This window comes from Acinetobacter qingfengensis (genome assembly GCF_008693185.1).
Classification (GTDB): Bacteria; Pseudomonadota; Gammaproteobacteria; order Pseudomonadales; family Moraxellaceae; genus Acinetobacter; species Acinetobacter qingfengensis.
In genome coordinates, this window is sequence record NZ_VXKN01000006.1 from 64,409 (window position 1) to 82,114 (window position 17,706).

14 protein-coding genes are annotated in these 17,706 nt (G+C 40.2%); all 14 read left to right on the top strand.

Annotated features, from left to right (window positions below; genetic code table 11):
- The first annotated feature begins 91 nt into the window (after positions 1 to 91).
- The 14 genes from purL (at position 92) to F4V57_RS09310 (ending at position 17,645) form a co-directional block, all read left to right on the top strand.
- A complete protein-coding gene (gene purL, locus F4V57_RS09245; RefSeq protein WP_070068523.1) occupies positions 92 to 3,925 on the top strand; it encodes a phosphoribosylformylglycinamidine synthase in 3,834 nt (1,277 codons plus the stop codon).
- Positions 3,926 to 4,243: 318 nt separating this feature from the next.
- Positions 4,244 to 4,882 carry a TetR/AcrR family transcriptional regulator gene (locus tag F4V57_RS09250; protein ID WP_070068522.1) on the top strand — a complete coding sequence of 213 codons (639 nt, stop codon included), beginning with the start codon at positions 4,244 to 4,246 and terminating at the stop codon, positions 4,880 to 4,882.
- Positions 4,872 to 6,029 carry a phospholipase A gene (locus tag F4V57_RS09255; RefSeq protein ID WP_070068521.1) on the top strand — a complete coding sequence of 386 codons (1,158 nt, stop codon included), beginning with the start codon at positions 4,872 to 4,874 and terminating at the stop codon, positions 6,027 to 6,029. The genes F4V57_RS09250 and F4V57_RS09255 overlap by 11 nt, the downstream gene beginning before the upstream one ends.
- A 66-nt stretch (positions 6,030 to 6,095) precedes the next feature.
- Entirely contained in the window at positions 6,096 to 7,157 is a 1,062-nt protein-coding gene (locus F4V57_RS09260) for an HlyD family secretion protein (RefSeq protein WP_228268229.1), read from the top strand.
- Positions 7,157 to 9,913 (top strand): ribosome-associated ATPase/putative transporter RbbA, encoded by a 2,757-nt coding sequence (rbbA, locus tag F4V57_RS09265; protein ID WP_407642999.1) that lies wholly within the window; start codon positions 7,157 to 7,159, stop codon positions 9,911 to 9,913. Before F4V57_RS09260 ends, rbbA begins: the two co-directional genes overlap by 1 nt.
- Before the next feature lies 1 nt (position 9,914).
- A complete protein-coding gene (locus tag F4V57_RS09270; protein WP_070068519.1) occupies positions 9,915 to 11,045 on the top strand; it encodes an ABC transporter permease in 1,131 nt (376 codons plus the stop codon).
- A gap of 356 nt (positions 11,046 to 11,401) precedes the next feature.
- A complete protein-coding gene (locus F4V57_RS09275) occupies positions 11,402 to 12,427 on the top strand; it encodes an AraC family transcriptional regulator (RefSeq protein ID WP_070068608.1) in 1,026 nt (341 codons plus the stop codon).
- A 114-nt stretch (positions 12,428 to 12,541) separates the two neighbouring features.
- A complete protein-coding gene (gene rplM, locus F4V57_RS09280; protein WP_070068518.1) occupies positions 12,542 to 12,970 on the top strand; it encodes a 50S ribosomal protein L13 in 429 nt (142 codons plus the stop codon).
- A gap of 12 nt (positions 12,971 to 12,982) precedes the next feature.
- Entirely contained in the window at positions 12,983 to 13,369 is a 387-nt protein-coding gene (rpsI, locus tag F4V57_RS09285) for a 30S ribosomal protein S9 (protein ID WP_070068517.1), read from the top strand.
- 126 nt (positions 13,370 to 13,495) lie between these two features.
- Positions 13,496 to 14,224, top strand: coding sequence for a hypothetical protein (locus tag F4V57_RS09290; RefSeq protein ID WP_070068516.1), 729 nt, complete (start codon positions 13,496 to 13,498; stop codon positions 14,222 to 14,224).
- A 116-nt stretch (positions 14,225 to 14,340) separates the two neighbouring features.
- Complete coding sequence (locus tag F4V57_RS09295) at positions 14,341 to 15,000, top strand: glutathione S-transferase N-terminal domain-containing protein (protein WP_070068515.1); 660 nt, start codon at positions 14,341 to 14,343, stop codon at positions 14,998 to 15,000.
- Between the two features lie 13 nt (positions 15,001 to 15,013).
- Positions 15,014 to 15,445 carry a ClpXP protease specificity-enhancing factor gene (locus F4V57_RS09300; protein WP_070068514.1) on the top strand — a complete coding sequence of 144 codons (432 nt, stop codon included), beginning with the start codon at positions 15,014 to 15,016 and terminating at the stop codon, positions 15,443 to 15,445.
- 103 nt (positions 15,446 to 15,548) lie between these two features.
- Positions 15,549 to 16,214, top strand: coding sequence for a hypothetical protein (locus F4V57_RS09305; RefSeq protein ID WP_070068513.1), 666 nt, complete (start codon positions 15,549 to 15,551; stop codon positions 16,212 to 16,214).
- Positions 16,215 to 16,400: 186 nt separating this feature from the next.
- Positions 16,401 to 17,645, top strand: coding sequence for a carbohydrate porin (locus F4V57_RS09310; protein WP_081409129.1), 1,245 nt, complete (start codon positions 16,401 to 16,403; stop codon positions 17,643 to 17,645).
- Positions 17,646 to 17,706: the final 61 nt, after the last annotated feature.

Sequence of the window (17,706 nt, forward strand, 5' to 3'; positions counted from 1 at the left end):
TGATTTTGCCTTTTCACAGTAGAATATGCGATCTTATCCTAGTTACATTGCGCTAAGGTTCAAAAGACCTGCCCGTGGAGCCAAAATCAACATGTTTATCGTGGCCGGTGCATCCGCACATTCTGCATTTAAGAAAACTCAACTATTAACTCAACTACAGTCAATTAGTTCTGTTCAATCTATAGATAGCCAATGGGTTTATTTGTTTGATCAAGCGCTTGATGAAGGGCGGTTAAATTCAGCATTACAACTATTAAATGATGGTCAGACTTTTGAATTGCGTCAGGGGGCGACAGATGAAATTCAAATTCTGGTAACACCTCGTATTGGTACCATTTCTCCATGGTCATCCAAAGCGACCGATATTTTTAAAAATTGTAATAGCCCGATACATCGTTTGGAACGAGGTATTTTATATACGTTAAAAGGTGTATCCGAAATTAGTCAGGCATTAAAACTGGCATTGCATGACCGTATGACCGAAAGTGTGTTTGTAAAGCTCGATGATGCACAGGCTTTATTTGTAGAAACTGCACCTAAGCCACTTAACAGTATCGATATTTTAGGGCAAGGTAAGCAAGCATTGGTGACAGCCAACAGTGAGTTTGGCTTTGCACTTTCTGATGAAGAAATTGATTATTTGACAGAGGCATTTACCAAGCTGGGGCGTAATCCGCATGATATCGAATTGATGATGTTTGCGCAGGCCAATTCAGAACATTGCCGACATAAAATCTTTAATGCACAGTGGACAATTGATGGTGAAAAACAACCATTATCTTTGTTCCAGATGATTAAAAATACTTATAAAGAATCGCCAACAGATGTATTGTCCGCTTATAAAGACAATGCTTCAGTGATTGTTGGTTATGACACCATGCGTTTTTATCCAAAAGCAGATGAAAATGGCCATTTTGTTTATAAATATAAAAGTCAGGCTGCACATATCCTGATGAAAGTGGAAACGCATAACCATCCTACGGCAATTTCTCCATTTGCCGGCGCGGCAACAGGTTCGGGTGGTGAAATCCGTGATGAAGGTGCAACTGGTCGTGGCGGTAAGCCTAAAGCGGGTTTAACGGGTTTTACCGTATCTAATTTGAATATTCCAGGCTTTGAACAGCCGTGGGAAGACAATTATGGTAAACCGGGTCGTATGGCATCTCCATTACAAATCATGATTGATGGGCCATTGGGCGGAGCGGCATTTAACAATGAATTTGGTCGTCCAAATTTAAACGGTTATTTTCGTACCTTTGAGCAAAATGTAAATGGTGATGTAAAAGGTTTCCACAAACCAATTATGATTGCTGGTGGTTATGGCAATATCCGTCCTGATCATGTAGAAAAGGATGCCATTCAACCCGGCGATTTATTAATTGTTCTGGGGGGGCCGGCCATGCTGATTGGTTTGGGCGGTGGTGCAGCATCATCAGTCGATAGTGGGACGATGGGTGAAAGTCTGGATTTTGCATCAGTACAACGTGAAAATCCGGAAATGGAACGCCGTTGTCAGGAAGTGATTGATAGCTGCTGGCGTATGGAAGATTTTAACCCAATCGTATCAGTCCATGATGTCGGTGCAGGCGGTATCTCGAATGCTATGCCGGAACTGGTCAATGATCATGAGCTTGGGGCTATTCTTAATCTTCGTAAAATTCCATCACTTGAACCGGGCATGAGTCCAATGGAAATCTGGTCAAATGAAGCGCAGGAGCGTTACGTATTGGCCATTCATCCGGAATCTCTGCAATTATTTGAATCTATTTGTGCTCGTGAGCGCTGTCCATTTGCGGTATTGGGTGAAGCAACAGAAGCTCGGCATTTAACCGTTGAAGATCCACTGTTTGACAATAAGGCAGTGGATATGCCAATGCAAGTCATGCTGGGTGGTACGCCTCGTATGCAACGTAGCTATGATCGTACTGAGCGTCAAGGTAATGATTTTGATGAAAATGCTATTGATTTAACGGATGCAATTTTCCGTGTTCTAAAAAATCCGACTGTAGCATCCAAATCCTTTCTAATTACCATTGGCGATCGCTCGATTACTGGTATGGTAGCACGTGATCAGATGGTGGGCCGATGGCAAGTGCCGGTAGCAGATGCTGCGGTGACCACTACCAGTTTACAGGGTTTTACCGGCGAAGCCATGGCAATGGGAGAGCGTCCACCTGTAGCATTATTGAATCCAGCTGCATCAGCACGTTTGGCAGTAGCAGAAGCAATTACCAATATTGCTTCGACCAATATTGAGCAATTAAGTGACATTAAAATGTCTGCGAACTGGATGGCAGCAGCAGGGCAAAAAGGCGAAGATCAAGCACTGTTTGAAGCAGTCAAAACAGTTGGTATGGAAATCTGTCCAGCATTGGGTATTGCTATTCCAGTTGGTAAAGACTCATTGTCTATGCGTACCACATGGCAGGATGAAGGAAAAGATAAATCGGTAACCTCGCCAATGTCTTTGATTATTACTGCATTTGCACCAGTTAATGATGTCCGTAAAACGTTAACACCTGAATTAAAAGCCATTGAAGATAGTGTATTGGTTCGTATCGATTTATCTCGAGGCCAATTCCGTTTGGGGGCTTCAATTCTCACACAGGTGTATAAAGCCATTGGTCATACTGCACCGGATGTTGATGATTTTGAAGATGTTAAAGAATTCTTTGCCTTAATTCAGGATTGGAATAATCGTGGTTTAATTCAGGCATATCATGATATTGGTGATGGTGGTTTACTGGCAACGGTAACGGAAATGATGTTTGCTTCCCGTCTGGGTGTGGCATTAAATCAGCAAAGCATTGCCAGTCTGTTTGCAGAAGAAATTGGCGCGGTGTTACAGCTTAAAGCGAATGACTGGCAAATATTACAGGCAGAGCTCACCAATTCAAGTTTAAAAGATATGATCGTAGTGGTTGGTCAGGTGAATAGTAATGATCGACTTACAGTCAATGGTTTGACTTTTGAACGTGCGCAGTTACAACAGGCGTGGACTGAAGTTTCTCATCAAATTCAGCGTTTACGTGACAATAGTGACACTGCAGATCAGGAATTTGCCTTAATTGGCAATCAGCAACATCAAGGGCTTATTGCTCAGGCAACTTTTGATTTAAATGAAGAAATTGAAGCGCCTTATTTGAATCTACGCCGCCCTAATATGGCGATCCTGCGTGAGCAAGGAGTCAATGGTCATATTGAAATGGCCGCAGCTTTTGATAAAGTTGGTTTTAATACCATTGATGTGCACATGAGTGATTTACTTGCAGGTCGTATTAGTCTGGATGAGTTTGAGGGTCTGGTGGCATGTGGTGGATTCTCTTATGGCGACGTATTAGGTGCCGGCGGAGGTTGGGCAAAATCAGTATTATTTAATGCTAAATTGCGTGATCAATTCGAACGATTCTTCCATCGTCAAGAAACCTTTAGTTTAGGGGTTTGTAATGGCTGTCAAATGTTATCACAACTGGCGCCATTAATTCCGGGTGCTGAAGACTGGCCACGTTTTCATCGCAATACTTCAGAAGTGTTTGAAGCACGTAGTGTGAATGTGCAAATTGAAAAATCTCGTTCCGTATTACTAGAAGACATGCAGGGTTCAATTTTACCAATTGCAGTAGCGCATGGCGAAGGTCGTGTTGTGGCCGGTGAAGATCAATTGAATCATTTAAATGCCAATTCACAAGTAATTTTGCGTTATGTGGATAGTCAAGGCAATGCTACTCAGCATTATCCATTGAATCCGAATGGTTCACCACAAGCCATTGCCGGTGTAACATCTAAGGATGGCCGTGCAACAATTATGATGCCACATCCAGAGCGTAATTTTCGTGCTTTGCAACATTCATGGAAGCCGGACGATTGGCAGGAAGATGGTGCATGGTTACGCATGTTCCGTAATGCTCGCAAATTTTTAGCTTAATTGGCTTTAGTGATTATGTTTTGATTTAAGCTCGCTACCAGCGGGCTTTTTCGTATCAATATTTTGTATTGTTGGTATTTTATTAATTAAAACTGGTATCTACTTTAAGTAAAATACATAAAATAAATATAACTATTTGATTTTAATATTTTTGTTTTATAAACATTTATTTATTAAAAAAATCGAAGAGAAAATATAAACATGCATAGCACATCTATTTCTATCGTTGAGTTAAAAAGTTGTTGTTAACAACTTTTTAAAATAGTATAAATATTGTCATAATTAAATTTTATGTATTGATGATTTTTTGGGGAAATAATGCAGCAAAGAGCAATTGAATCTGATATTCGAATGGTAGAACAAGCCATCTTGTTGCTTTGTGAAGGCGGGGTTAAAGCCGTTACTTTAGAAGCTGTTGGTCAGCGAGCGGGTTATAGTCGTGGTTTGGTCACACGTCGTTATGGATCAAAAAACCAGTTACTGATACGTGTTTTAAAGTATCTGGAAAACTGGTGTCTGGACAATATGCGAAGTGTGAATAACCAAAAAAAGGGTTTGGAAACACTTCATTTTCTTGTCAGGAATACGATTTCCCGTATTAAAACCCATCCGGAGAATTACCGTGCAATGTTCATATTATGGGCGTACGCCCTTGAGTCCGATTCAATTGTAAAAGAAGAGTTTTTACAATTATCCAGAAAAATGCGGGAACAACACAGAGTTTGGTTATTACAAGCACAGGAATTAGGTGAAATTCCAACGACAATTGATTTGGAGCTCATAATAAACTTTATTGTCCAGCAATCTATTGGGATTTTTAATCAATGGTTATTGGAACCGGATTTTAAGATCGAAGATCAATTACAAAGAATGATTGCTGTGCAGGTGTTTTTGGTCAGCCAATATGCAGGCTTTCGTGAAGATAAAATGTCTTCAGGAGGTTATGATGCAGATTAAGTATAAGCCCCAATCGGTTTATTCCGGCATATTTATTTCTATTTGTGCAATTGGTTGGCATAGCAATAGCTATGCCGTACCGGATAGTGTTATACCAGACTATTTGCCCAAACCGACTTCTGCGGAAGCATGTGTTGGGCTGACGTTTAACAGTGCCCGACTCGCCTGTTATGATGCGCTTTATAAATTACCGATGCAACAAAAAGAATTAGATCAGCAGGCAGAGCAGTTCGCTATACTGCAACCAGTTGATGTTGAAGAAGTAAATAAAATAGATCAGCCCAAACCATTCACAACATTATTACGGGAACCAGAAATAGATTTTGATACCAGTAGCTCTTTACTGGATCAACGCTGGGAGCTTTCCAGTCAGGCAAAACTGGGAACATGGCAGCTTCGTGGTTATCAACCACTTTATTTATTTCCAGTGATGTGGATGTCGGATAAGAATGCGTTACCGCATAGTCCTAATCCGGATAATACGGTAACAGTGCCGCAAGATTTGACCAGTACCGAAGCAAAATTTCAGCTTTCTTTTAAAACCAAGGCTTTGGAAAACGTCTTTGGTGATAATGGTGATGTGTGGATTGGTTATACCCAGTCCTCACGCTGGCAAGTTTACAATGAAGATGATTCCAGACCTTTTCGGGAAACCAATTATGAACCTGAAGCGATGTTGGTATTACGAACCAATTATAATTTATTTGGTTTAAATGGCAGATTACTGGGGATTGGTTTTAATCATCAGTCGAATGGCAGATCCGATCCGTTTTCCCGTAGCTGGAATAGGGCGGTACTCAATCTGGGTTTTGAGAAAGATAATTTTGTGTTGATGTTGCGTCCGTGGTATCGGCTTCCCAACTCGGATTCTAAAGATGAAAATCCAGATATTGAAGATTATGTAGGTCGGGGTGATTTAACCGCACACTATAAATGGAACTCACATCAATTTTCACTGATGTTACGCCATAGTTTAAAAGGTGGAGATGATAGTCATGGTGCCATGCAGTTTGACTGGGCATTTCCCTTATCTGGTGCATTACGGGGACATTTCCAGATTTTTGATGGTTATGGTGAAAGCCTGATTGATTATAACCATCGTGCAACCTATGTGGGTTTGGGGATTTCCTTGGTGAACTGGTTTTAATCTCAATTAGACATTTAAGGTATTGATGTAATAAAGCAAAAGCGTATTTCATAATGGGGAAAAAGTGTGATCAAGCTGAAAAAATTTGTATGGGTTGCTGTGGCGATTGTGGTTGTTCTGATTGCATATATGGTTTGGCAGCATTTTAATCAACCGGATACTGACGGGTTGATCAGTGGCAACGGGCGGATTGAGGCTACAGAAATTGACATTGCCAGTAAGTTATCAGGTCAACTGGAAGAAATTTATGTCAATGAAGGCGACTTTGTAGAAGCGGGTCAGGTGTTGGCAAAAATCAAAATTTCTGCTTTGGAAGCACAACTTCGTGAAGCACAGGCGCAATTGCAGCAGGCTAAAGATGCGATTGTGACTGCAAATGCACAAGTTGCCATGCGTGAGAGTGACAAACTTGCCAGTCTGGCTGTGGTTGAACAGCGGCAAACCGAGTTACAAGCGGCACAAAAGCGTTTGGCTCGAACCGAGATTTTGGTAAAGGATAATGCGGTATCCAAACAGCAACTGGATGATGAGCGAAGCACTGCACAAGGTGCAATGACTGCGATCAGTGCAGCCAAAGCGCAAGTTGCAAATGCGGAAGCCTCTATTGCTGCGGCCAAAGCACAGGTAACCGGTGCCAAATCCAATGTGGAAGCAGTTCAGGCCACGATTGAACGGATACAGTCAGATATTGACGATAGCCAGTTAAAATCTCCGTTAAAAGCAAGGGTGCAATATCGTGTTGCACAGCCGGGTGAGATGATTGCAGCCGGTGGTAAAGTCATGAATTTGATTGATTTATCTGATGTGTATATGACGTTCTTCTTGCCTGAAACAGTGGCCGGACGTGTAGCACTGGGTACGGAGGTTCGTATCGTACTGGATGCCGCACCGGGTACGGCGATTCCTGCACGGGTTTCACATATTGCAGATACAGCGCAATTTACGCCAAAAACTGTTGAAACTGAAAGTGAACGACAAAAATTGATGTTTAAGGTCAAAGCCAAAATTGATCCGACTTTATTGAATAAATACATTAAACAGGTGAAAACAGGCTTACCCGGTGTGGCCTGGATTAAATTGGACCCTGAACAGGCTTGGCCACAACAACTTGCAAAAGAGGCTAAATAATCATGCAGCAACAATCCTCCTCAAACCAGATTGTTGCCCATGTTGAACAGGTCAGTCTTTGTTACGGAAAAGTTCAGGCACTTAAAGACATCAGTCTTGAATTTCCAGCCTATTGCATGATTGGCTTAATTGGCCCGGACGGTGTCGGTAAATCGAGCCTTTTATCTTTACTGGCCGGTGCAAGAGTGATTCAACAGGGTAATGTCAATGTGCTGGATGGCGATATGGCAGATCGTCATCATCGGGAACAGGCGTGTCCACGTATTGCGTATATGCCACAAGGTTTGGGTAAAAATCTGTATAAAACATTGTCTGTTGAAGAAAATTTACAGTTTTTTGCTCGCCTGTTCGGTCATGATGCAGCAGAACGACGGCAGCGTATTGATGATTTGACCAAAAGTACCGGTCTGTATGCTTTTCTCGATCGTCCAGCGGGGAAACTGTCTGGTGGCATGAAACAGAAGCTGAGTTTATGTTGTGCCTTGATTCATGATCCTGATTTTTTGATTCTGGATGAGCCGACCACAGGTGTCGATCCATTGGCTCGGGCGCAGTTTTGGCAATTGATAGACCGAATTCGAGTGACTCGCCCACAAATGAGTGTGATTGTAGCCACGGCATATATGGATGAAGCGCAGGGTTTTGACTGGCTGGTGATGATAGATGATGGCAAGGTGCTGCAAACCGGTACGCCAGTAGAATTGTTAAGCACAACCCAAACCAGCAATCTTGAAGATGCGTTTATTCAACTTTTGCCAGAAGAAAAAAAACAGGGTTATCAACCCGTTGAAATTCCACCGTTACAGCATGATTCAGAGCAGGATTATGCCATTGAAGCGCAGCAGCTTACGGTGCGTTTTGGAGAGTTTACCGCAGTTGATCATGTCAATTTTAAGATTCGGCGTGGTGAAATTTTTGGTTTTCTGGGCTCAAATGGTTGTGGTAAATCCACCACCATGAAGGTGTTGACTGGATTGTTACCGGCATCAGAAGGAAAAGCATGGCTATTTGGACATGAAGTTGAGGGCGAAAATATTGAAATTCGTCGCAAGGTGGGCTACATGTCGCAGGCTTTTTCCTTATATACCGAATTGACTGTGCTGCAAAATCTGGTATTGCATGCCAAACTTTTTCATGTGCCTGCGGAACAGATTGATGAACGTGTTGAGGCAATGCTGGATCGTTTTGATCTGCATGAGATGACACATAGTTTGCCAGATCAGTTACCGCTTGGCGTGAAACAGCGTTTATCTTTGGCAGTTGCCATGGTGCATCAACCTGAAATCCTGATTCTGGATGAGCCGACTTCAGGTGTTGATCCGATTGCCCGTGATAATTTCTGGCGGCATCTGGTCTATTTATCCAGACAGGATAAGGTGACGATTTTTATTTCGACACATTTCATGAATGAAGCCATGCGCTGTGACCGGATGTCGATGATGCATGCCGGTAAAGTGCTGGACAGTGATACGCCGACAGCGTTAATGCAAAAACGCCATGCCGAAACACTCGAGCAGGCATTTATCGGCTATCTTGTTGATGCCGGTGCTGGAACTGACAATAGTAGTACTGAACAGCAAACGACTATCATCGAAGGACAGCATGATTCATCAACTGTTGTTCAACAGCGTGGTTTTAGTTTGCAGCGTTTATTTAGTTTTGCCTGGCGTGAAAGCCTTGAATTACTACGTGATCCCATACGTGCAACCATTGCCTTGATTGGTTCGATTATTCTGTTATTTGTTATGGGTTTTGGCATTAGCATGGATGTCGAGGATCTTAGCTATGCCATACTGGATCGGGATCAAAGTCAGCTCAGTCAAAGCTATAGTCTGGGCTTGTCCGGATCGCGCTATTTTTCCGAAAAAGCCCCCCTGAATGATTATCAGGAAATCGATCAGCGTATGCGCAATGGCAACATCGCTTTGGCGATTGAGATTCCACCAGATTTTGCCCAGAAAATTGCCCGTGGCGAAACGGTAAAAGTCGGTGCGTGGATCGATGGTTCCATGCCGGCAAGGGCAGAAACAGTATTGGGCTATGTTCAGGGTATTCACCAGTTATGGCTGGCACAACAAATCAAAGCCAGTACAGGATCTGATTTGAGCTCACTGGTTGATATTGAAACACGGTTTCGTTATAACCCAGATATGCAGAGTCTGCCGTCGATGGTGCCTGCAATCTTGCCTATTTTATTGCTGATGTTTCCTGCCATGTTGACTGCATTGGCTGTGGTTCGTGAAAAAGAACTGGGTTCAATCGTCAACCTATATGTTACCCCGACCACACGTACCGAGTTTTTGATCGGTAAACAATTGCCCTATATTGCACTGGGAATGCTCAATTATTTTCTGATGTGCCTGATTATTGTGACGATTTTCAAAGTGCCCATTACCGGAAGTTTTTTTACCCTCACTGTCGCAACTGTGTTGTATATCACCATTGCCACTGGTATGGGGCTGGTGGCATCTGCAATGACCAATAGTCAGATTGCTGCCATGTTTGTGGCAATGATGGGGACTTTATTGCCTGCGACACAATTTTCTGGATTGATTGACCCTGTATCGTCTTTAACCGGAAGTGGGCAAATGATCGGGCAAATGTATCCGGCGACGCACATGGTAGATATTAGTCGGGGTGTATTTAATAAAGCACTATTCTTTAATGACTTACATAAGTCTGTCTGGTCATTGTTGGTGACGGTTCCGGTCATTATGTTATTAGCAATTTTCTTGCTAAAAAAGCAGGAGAAATAAAATGTTCTGGAAAAAACTTGAAAATATTTATCGGCTTGGCGTCAAGGAATTATGGAGTTTGTGGCGTGATCCTGCCATGTTATTTCTGATCATTTTTATTTTTACCTTTGCGGTGTATTCTTCTGCATCATCTACGCCTGAAACACTTAACAATGCACCGATTGCCATTGTTGATGAAGATCAGTCACCACTTTCGCAGCGTATTGTATCTGCATTTTATCCGCCTTATTTTACTTATCCGGAAATGATTAATATCAATGAGATGGATAAGGGTATGGATGCAGGGCAATATACGTTTGCCTTGAATATACCTGCAAATTTTCAACGTGATGTTTTGGCAGGTAAAAGTTCAGCCTTACAATTAAATGTTGATGCAACCCGTATGACGCAGGCATTTTCCGGTAGTGGTTATATTCAGCAAATGATTCAATCCGAGGTGAACGAATTTGTTGCAGGCTACCGTACGACCAGCAGTTTGCCTGTCGAACTGGAACTTCGGGCACAGTTTAATCCGGCACTGGAAAAGAAATGGTTTGGCTCTTTGATGCAAATTGTCAATAACGTCACCATGCTCTCTATCATTCTCACGGGTGCAGCACTGATTCGGGAAAGAGAACACGGCACCATCGAGCATTTGCTGGTAATGCCGGTGACGGTTTTTGAAATTATGCTGGCCAAAGTCTGGTCTATGGGCGTGGTGGTGTTGATTGCTGCATCTGTTTCCCTGCATTTTGTGGTGATGGGATTGCTGGATGTGCCTGTGCAGGGTTCTGTTGCATTGTTTATTTGTGGGGCGGCTTTATCCTTGTTTGCGACAACATCAATGGGTATATTCTTGGCGACTATGGCCAAGTCCATGCCGCAATTTGGATTGTTGATTGTGTTAATTCTGATGCCGTTACAAATGTTATCCGGTGGAACCACACCGAGGGAAAACATGCCGGATATCGTTCAAAATATAATGTTTTTTGCCCCAACAACACATTTTGTTGATATGGGGCAGGCAATTTTATTCAGAGGTGCGGGTATTGAAGTGGTATGGCAGCCATTTTTGTGCATGTTTTTAATTGGTCTGGTATTTTTTTATTTTGCTTTCAAGCGATTCAAAGAAACCATTCATACTATGGCTTAAGTGTTTGTAATGATTTCATTTAATCCATGAATGGTCTGAATTTTATTTGGTTCATTCATGGAGAAGTGTAGGCTATTAGGAACTTTAAGATCTTATACATTGTCAATGTATATAAAAATATTCATAACATTAAAAATCAATATTATTTTATCAAGATCAAAAAAGTAAAAATTAATATATTTATTTGATAAAAAACTGCTTTTTTATTCTTACTATGAAAATATATTGCCAATATGTATCTTGTTTGGAAATAAAAAAGTCAATAGCATCTTTGATAATTTCTATTTTATTTTATGGAAATATGATATAAAACATTTCAGTGAACACTTGTACTAATTTTGGGAAATTTCATGGACATGAGCCGCGATACAATCAGCATTCATTTTGTTAATGCTGCATTAACAGGGGTGAAACGTTTAGGTTTGGATATCGATACTTTGCTTTCTCATGTAGGAATAGAAGCAGAACTCTTGCGTCAGCCTAAAGCCAGAATCTCGCCAGAACAATATGTGAAATTCGTCAGAATGTTATGGTTGGTAACTCAGGACGAGCATGTTGGATTTAGTAAACAACCCCGTCGATTAGGCACATTTGCCATGATGTGTCAGCTTATTATTCATTGTAAAACACTTGGACAGGCACTGGAGCGCTGCACTGAATTTTATCGATTATTTAGTGATGACTGGTCCGTAACCCTTGAGCGGGATAAACATGAAGCACGCTTGATTCCCAATATTTCATTAAAAGATGATCCCGATCATTTTATGACAGAAGGTATTTTGATGATCTGGCATGGTTTGGCTTCATGGCTCATTGAACGCAGATTACCTTTGGAACGTGTACATTTTAACTATGCACGTCCTGCGCATGCTGATGAATATGATGCCTTATTTTTTGCACCGGTGATGCAATTTGGTGTAAGCCGGACAGAAATCACCTTTGCTGCCGATTATCTGGATTTGCCAATTCGTCAGAATGAAGACACGCTTGAAGAATTTTTAAAAAGTGCACCTGCAATGTTACTGGTGAAGTTTAAAAACACTAATTCATTGACTAATCGTATTCGTGATGTATTAAAAAGCCAGATTGGTGAAGAAATGCCAACATTAAATGATGTTGCTTCAATGTTGTATTTATCACCTCAAACCTTACGTCGCCGCTTGGCTGCTGAAGGCAAAAGTTATCAAGGAGTTAAAGATGCTTTACGCCGCGATGCTGCAATACACTTATTGTTACGCCCTGAATTAACACTAGAGGATGTTGCTCAGCAAGTTGGTTTTAGTGAAACCAGTACGTTCCATCGCGCCTTTAAAAAATGGACAGGCGTTACTCCCGGGTTGTATCGTCAATTACATGGCACCTATCAACATGCTACATTATAAATGTAGGTTTAAGTCAAAATATTATTTGAAATTTTGAGGGAGATTAACTATAATCTTCGCTCCTTTTCGTTTGGGGTTTGAGTATCCCAAACCAACTATAATAGGTAGTATTGAATGAAAACTCTCAGTGCAAAGCCTGCTGAAGTGCAACACGACTGGTTTGTCGTAGATGCAACAGGTAAAACACTTGGTCGTTTAGCGACTGAAATTGCTCGTCGTTTACGTGGTAAGCATAAAACCACTTATACACCGCATGTCGATACTGGTGATTACATCATCGTTATTAATGCTGAGCAAGTTCAAGTAACTGGTAAAAAGTCACTTGATAAGAAATATTATCGCCATACAGAATTCCCAGGTGGTTTAAAAGAAACTAATTTTGAAAAATTAGTTGCACATAAACCAGCTGAAGTAATTGAACGTGCTGTAAAAGGTATGTTACCTAAAGGTCCTCTTGGTTATGCAATGATCAAGAAGATGAAAGTGTATGCAGGTAGCGAACATCCGCACACTGCACAACAGCCACAAGTTTTGGACATCTAAGGGATAAAGCACATGGCACAAAATTATGGTACAGGTCGCCGTAAGACCGCAACTGCACGTGTATTCTTATCTCCAGGTTCAGGCAAGTTGGTAATCAACAACCGTACTCTAGAAGAATACTTTGGTCGTGAAACTGCACAAATGGTTGTTCGTCAACCACTTGAGTTGTTAGAAGCAACTGGAAAATATGACCTTTATATCACTGTAAAAGGTGGTGGTATTGGTGGTCAGGCAGGCGCAATCCGTCACGGTATTACTCGTGCGCTAATTGCTTCTGATGAAACTTTAAAACCTGCACTACGTCAGGCTGGCTTTGTTACTCGTGATGCTCGTGAAGTTGAACGTAAGAAACTTGGTCTTCGTAAAGCACGTAAACGCCCTCAATTCTCTAAACGTTAATTCGTTTACGAATTGGATAAAGACCCTGAAATTTCTCAGGGTTTTTTTATTGAAAAATTCACAATCTCTTATGTTATTAAAAATAGTTTTTTGATAATTTATGGTTTTGATCGTTTCTAGTTGCTTATGACTTATATTCCTTCTTCTTCTAATAATCAGCATATTAAAAAATCTAAACGTGCGTCATCCTGGAAAGTCATTATTTTATTGATTCTGGTTTTTTCATTTATTCCGGCAATCTTTGCGTATCAATGGGGCGTATTTCAAAAAGAATTTGTGGCCAATAAATATCAGGTTGCGATAGAAATTGATCATAAATTATATGTTATTGATCAAAGTGGTAATTTTGCTTTTACCAAGTCATTTTTTCAACCACAGCAAGTCTATTTGAATACAGATCAAATGTATTTGTATGAGCCATTGGCACGGATTGCATTACATCAATTTAAACTTGATGACTCTGTTATACAAAAATCTTCCAATCCATATTTTAGTGGTTATCTTTCCATGTATTTTCAGAACTCTCAACGTTCCTTTATAAAAACCACAATACATTATCTCAATGCAAAAGATAGTTATCAGCTCAATCAGCTTTTTAATGCTCAAGGCGATATGATTCTTGAGTTTAGTGATGATCGATATGCACCAGATCAATATAGAAAAACTGCTGATATCAAACAAATTGTGATGGCGGGGATGTGCCGGAGTTCTGGTGGTGGCAAAGGCTGTAATGTCGTTAAAGATCCGTATCTAAATCTTACGCAATTATTTGCTCGACACTTTCAACAGCGTTTAATTTACTCTGTGAATAAACAGAATAAAATGATTACTTTGTCTTTTCAGCCAATCTCTTAGTTGCGTGTAATGAATGAATTACTGATGATTTAAGGCTTTTAACAGATAATCTGCATGATTTTTTAAGCTCTTTCTTGTATGCTTGATTTTTTGATCTTTTTATTCGTATCACATCTATGTCTGTTATTGACACTTCGCCTTATCATGGCATCACTTTGTATTGTCACCCCAATGACCACTATAGCCATAGTGTTCGTTTTGTTTTATCAGAAAAAAAGATTCAATATCGACAAATTCTTATTGAAGATGCAGAAGAAGATTTAAGTCAGCTTAATCCTTATGCAACACTACCTACTTTGGTTGACCCACAAGTTAAATTATTCAATACAGCAATTATTAATGAATATATTGATGATCGTTATCGTCAGTCAAGATTATATGCCGATGCGCCTGCTGAAAAAGCTCAACAAAGACAATTTATCTGGCGAATAGAGCAGGATTGGTTTCGTCTGGCCAATATTTTATTACGTCATCCGGATACGCTGGATGCACAGCAGCAACAGCACGCTAAAAAAGAATTACAGGATATTTTGATCAGTTTAAATCCTTTATTCCAGCATTATCCATATTTTATGTCAGAAAATTTATCAATTTTGGATTGTACGCTAGCACCAATGTTGTTGCGTATACTGACACTCACATCGGGAATTAATATGAAAAATAGTAAAGGGTTAATATTGTATTGCAAACGTGTGTTCAATCGTGACAGTTTTCAACAATCACTAACGGTCATGGAACAAACACGCTATACTGAAATCTTAAAGACGTTGAAATGATAAGGAAAAAGAGATGACTGAATCGGCATTGACTCCAACACGACCATATCTTGCCCGTGCAATTTATGAGTGGATTTGTGACAATCAGTTAACCCCTTATTTATTGGTAGATGCTGTACAAAAATTTGTGCAAGTTCCACAGCAATATATAAAAGATGGACAGATTGTCTTAAATATTGCACCACATGCAGTTAATCATTTGCAAATACAAAATGACGCCATTCATTTTAGTGCCAGATTTGGTGGTGTGGCACAAGAAGTTTATGTACCGATGTCAGCCGTTTTAGGTATTTATAGCCGTGAAAATGGTCAAGGTTTATTTTTTGATCCACTGGAATATCAGGATTTTGAAACCACAGAAGATGCTTTACCTGAACAAAAACAAGAAGTAACGACAGAACAATCCGAGGGTAAGAAAAAGCCAAGTTTACGTTTATTGGACTAAGAATATTATTTGGCTGCTTACACGTTCCTGTTATTCGTTTGATGCAAGAGAAAATCAGGAGCTTATAGGGGTTTTGGCAAGGTTTATGAATTAAGGATAAATTATGGCTTTTGATTTTTTAAGTTATATCGTACAACAGGCAGAGCAGCAGCATCCAAGTATCTTTACTGATGAAACCAAGCTCCAACGCCATGAATTAATTACACATTTGATTGCATTGCATCTTGCTGAATTACAGGATATTGCAGAGCAAAAACCTGATAGATTATATGAAGTGATTCATGAAGTTGAAGACGACTGGTTATCTAAAAAATCTCTGAAAAATATTCAGGAACATGATGTTGCACATGCATTTTTTAATCATCAGCGTTTAAAAATGCAGAGTGCCGGTTTACAGACAGCACATTTGCTATTAACCGAGCTAAAACAGCTTGATCAAAATGCCAATTTAGAAATTGATGGTTTAAAGGAGTTATTGCAGGGTCAATTTTTATGGATGCAACAGCAGGTTCAATCTTGGTTTTGGGATACAATTGATAAACCTGAATATAAAGTTGTCGAATCTGAACCTGAGCCTGAATTTGATCAGGCACAGGTTACCAAGGAGTTTAATCAAATGATCCATCAGCAAAATCATGAACACCATGAACCAGTTGTACATGTTGCAGCCCCAAATGTTGAGCCGGTAGAAGCTTCTGTATTATTTAAATTAATTAACCCTATTGTTGCATTATTGATCATTATCTTTTTGTTCAAAGCAATTTTTTAGCTTGCTTATTACTTAAATCGCAGCCAGTATATTAAACTTATGCTGGTTTTTTTATGTTCAATTGAATTAAATCATTTATATAAAATAGACAATAGCACCTCTTTTTAACAAAATAATCATGCATTAATAAGAAAAACAGCATAATCTACCCGACTTTTTAACGGACAAGGAAAATTGAGGTCTAATATGAAAAAAGTATCGCAATTAGTGTTTGCTATATGTATGGCAACAGCGGGTTTCTCTCAAATTGGACATACTGCCGATGCCTTTGATTATAATAGTCAGTGGATGCTAGGTGACTGGAATGGTGAACGTAGTGCATTAGAACAGCAAGGCTATCATTTTGATATTGGTTATACTGGCGAATCTGCTACTTTGATAGACGCTTCACGTGATGCTAGTCATAAAACAGCGTATTCTGGGCAATTGGCTGTGGGCGCAGATTTTAATCTGGAAAAAATTCTGGGATGGCAAGATACCGAAGCTAAAGTTGCGGTGACTTGGCGTGATGGTCATGATTTAAAAAATAATTCTTCTGCTTTGGATGGACAGTTAAGCTCTGTACAGGAAGTATACGGGCGTGGTCAGACATGGCGCTTAACAGATTTCTGGATCAAGAAAAAATTTCTAGATCGGCGTTTGGATATCAAGGTTGGTCGATTTGGTGAAAGTGAGGATTTCAATGCTGTTGCATGTGATTTCCAGAATCTAGCGCTATGCGGAGACCAGATGGGGAATTGGAGTGCTGGTGATCAGATTCATAACTGGCCAGTAAGCCAATGGGCAGCACGAGTGAAGTATGCTATTGCGGTGGATGTCTTTGCCCAAGTTGGTGTTTATGAATATAATCCCGAAAATTTAAAACGTGGTAAAGGATTTAATTTAAGCACAGATGGTTCCAAAGGTGCGGTTATTCCTGTAGAGGTTGTATGGCAACCACAAGCAGCCATAAATGGTTTACCTGGTGAATACCGTGTCGGCTATTATTACAGTACGGCTGATGTTGACGAATTAAATACTAATAAGACCACTCATGCTCAAGGTGGATGGTTGTCATTTAAACAACAATTGAGCACAGTAAGTGGTAACAAAGATCGTGGTTTATCTTTAATCGGACAATTTGCCTTCTTTGATAAGGATTCTTCTGAAAAAAGTGATTCTCAAAGCTTGGCTTTGGCATATAAAGGTTTAACCGATCACCGTCCACGGGATGAATTGGCGATTGGTGTTGCCCGAATCGGTTTAAATGATAAAGCTGTGACCAATGTAAATAAGGATGCCGAATATAATGCAGAAATTTATTATGGAATTCATGCAACAAATTGGTTAACCGTGCGCCCAAATTTACAATATGTCAGTCATATTGGCGGCATTGATCGAAATCATGATGATGCTTGGGTCGGTGGGATTAAATTTATCACGGCATTCTAATGATGTTTTGCTTTAACTGGAAATAAAAATTGTGATGAAAATTCATTACAATTTTTATATA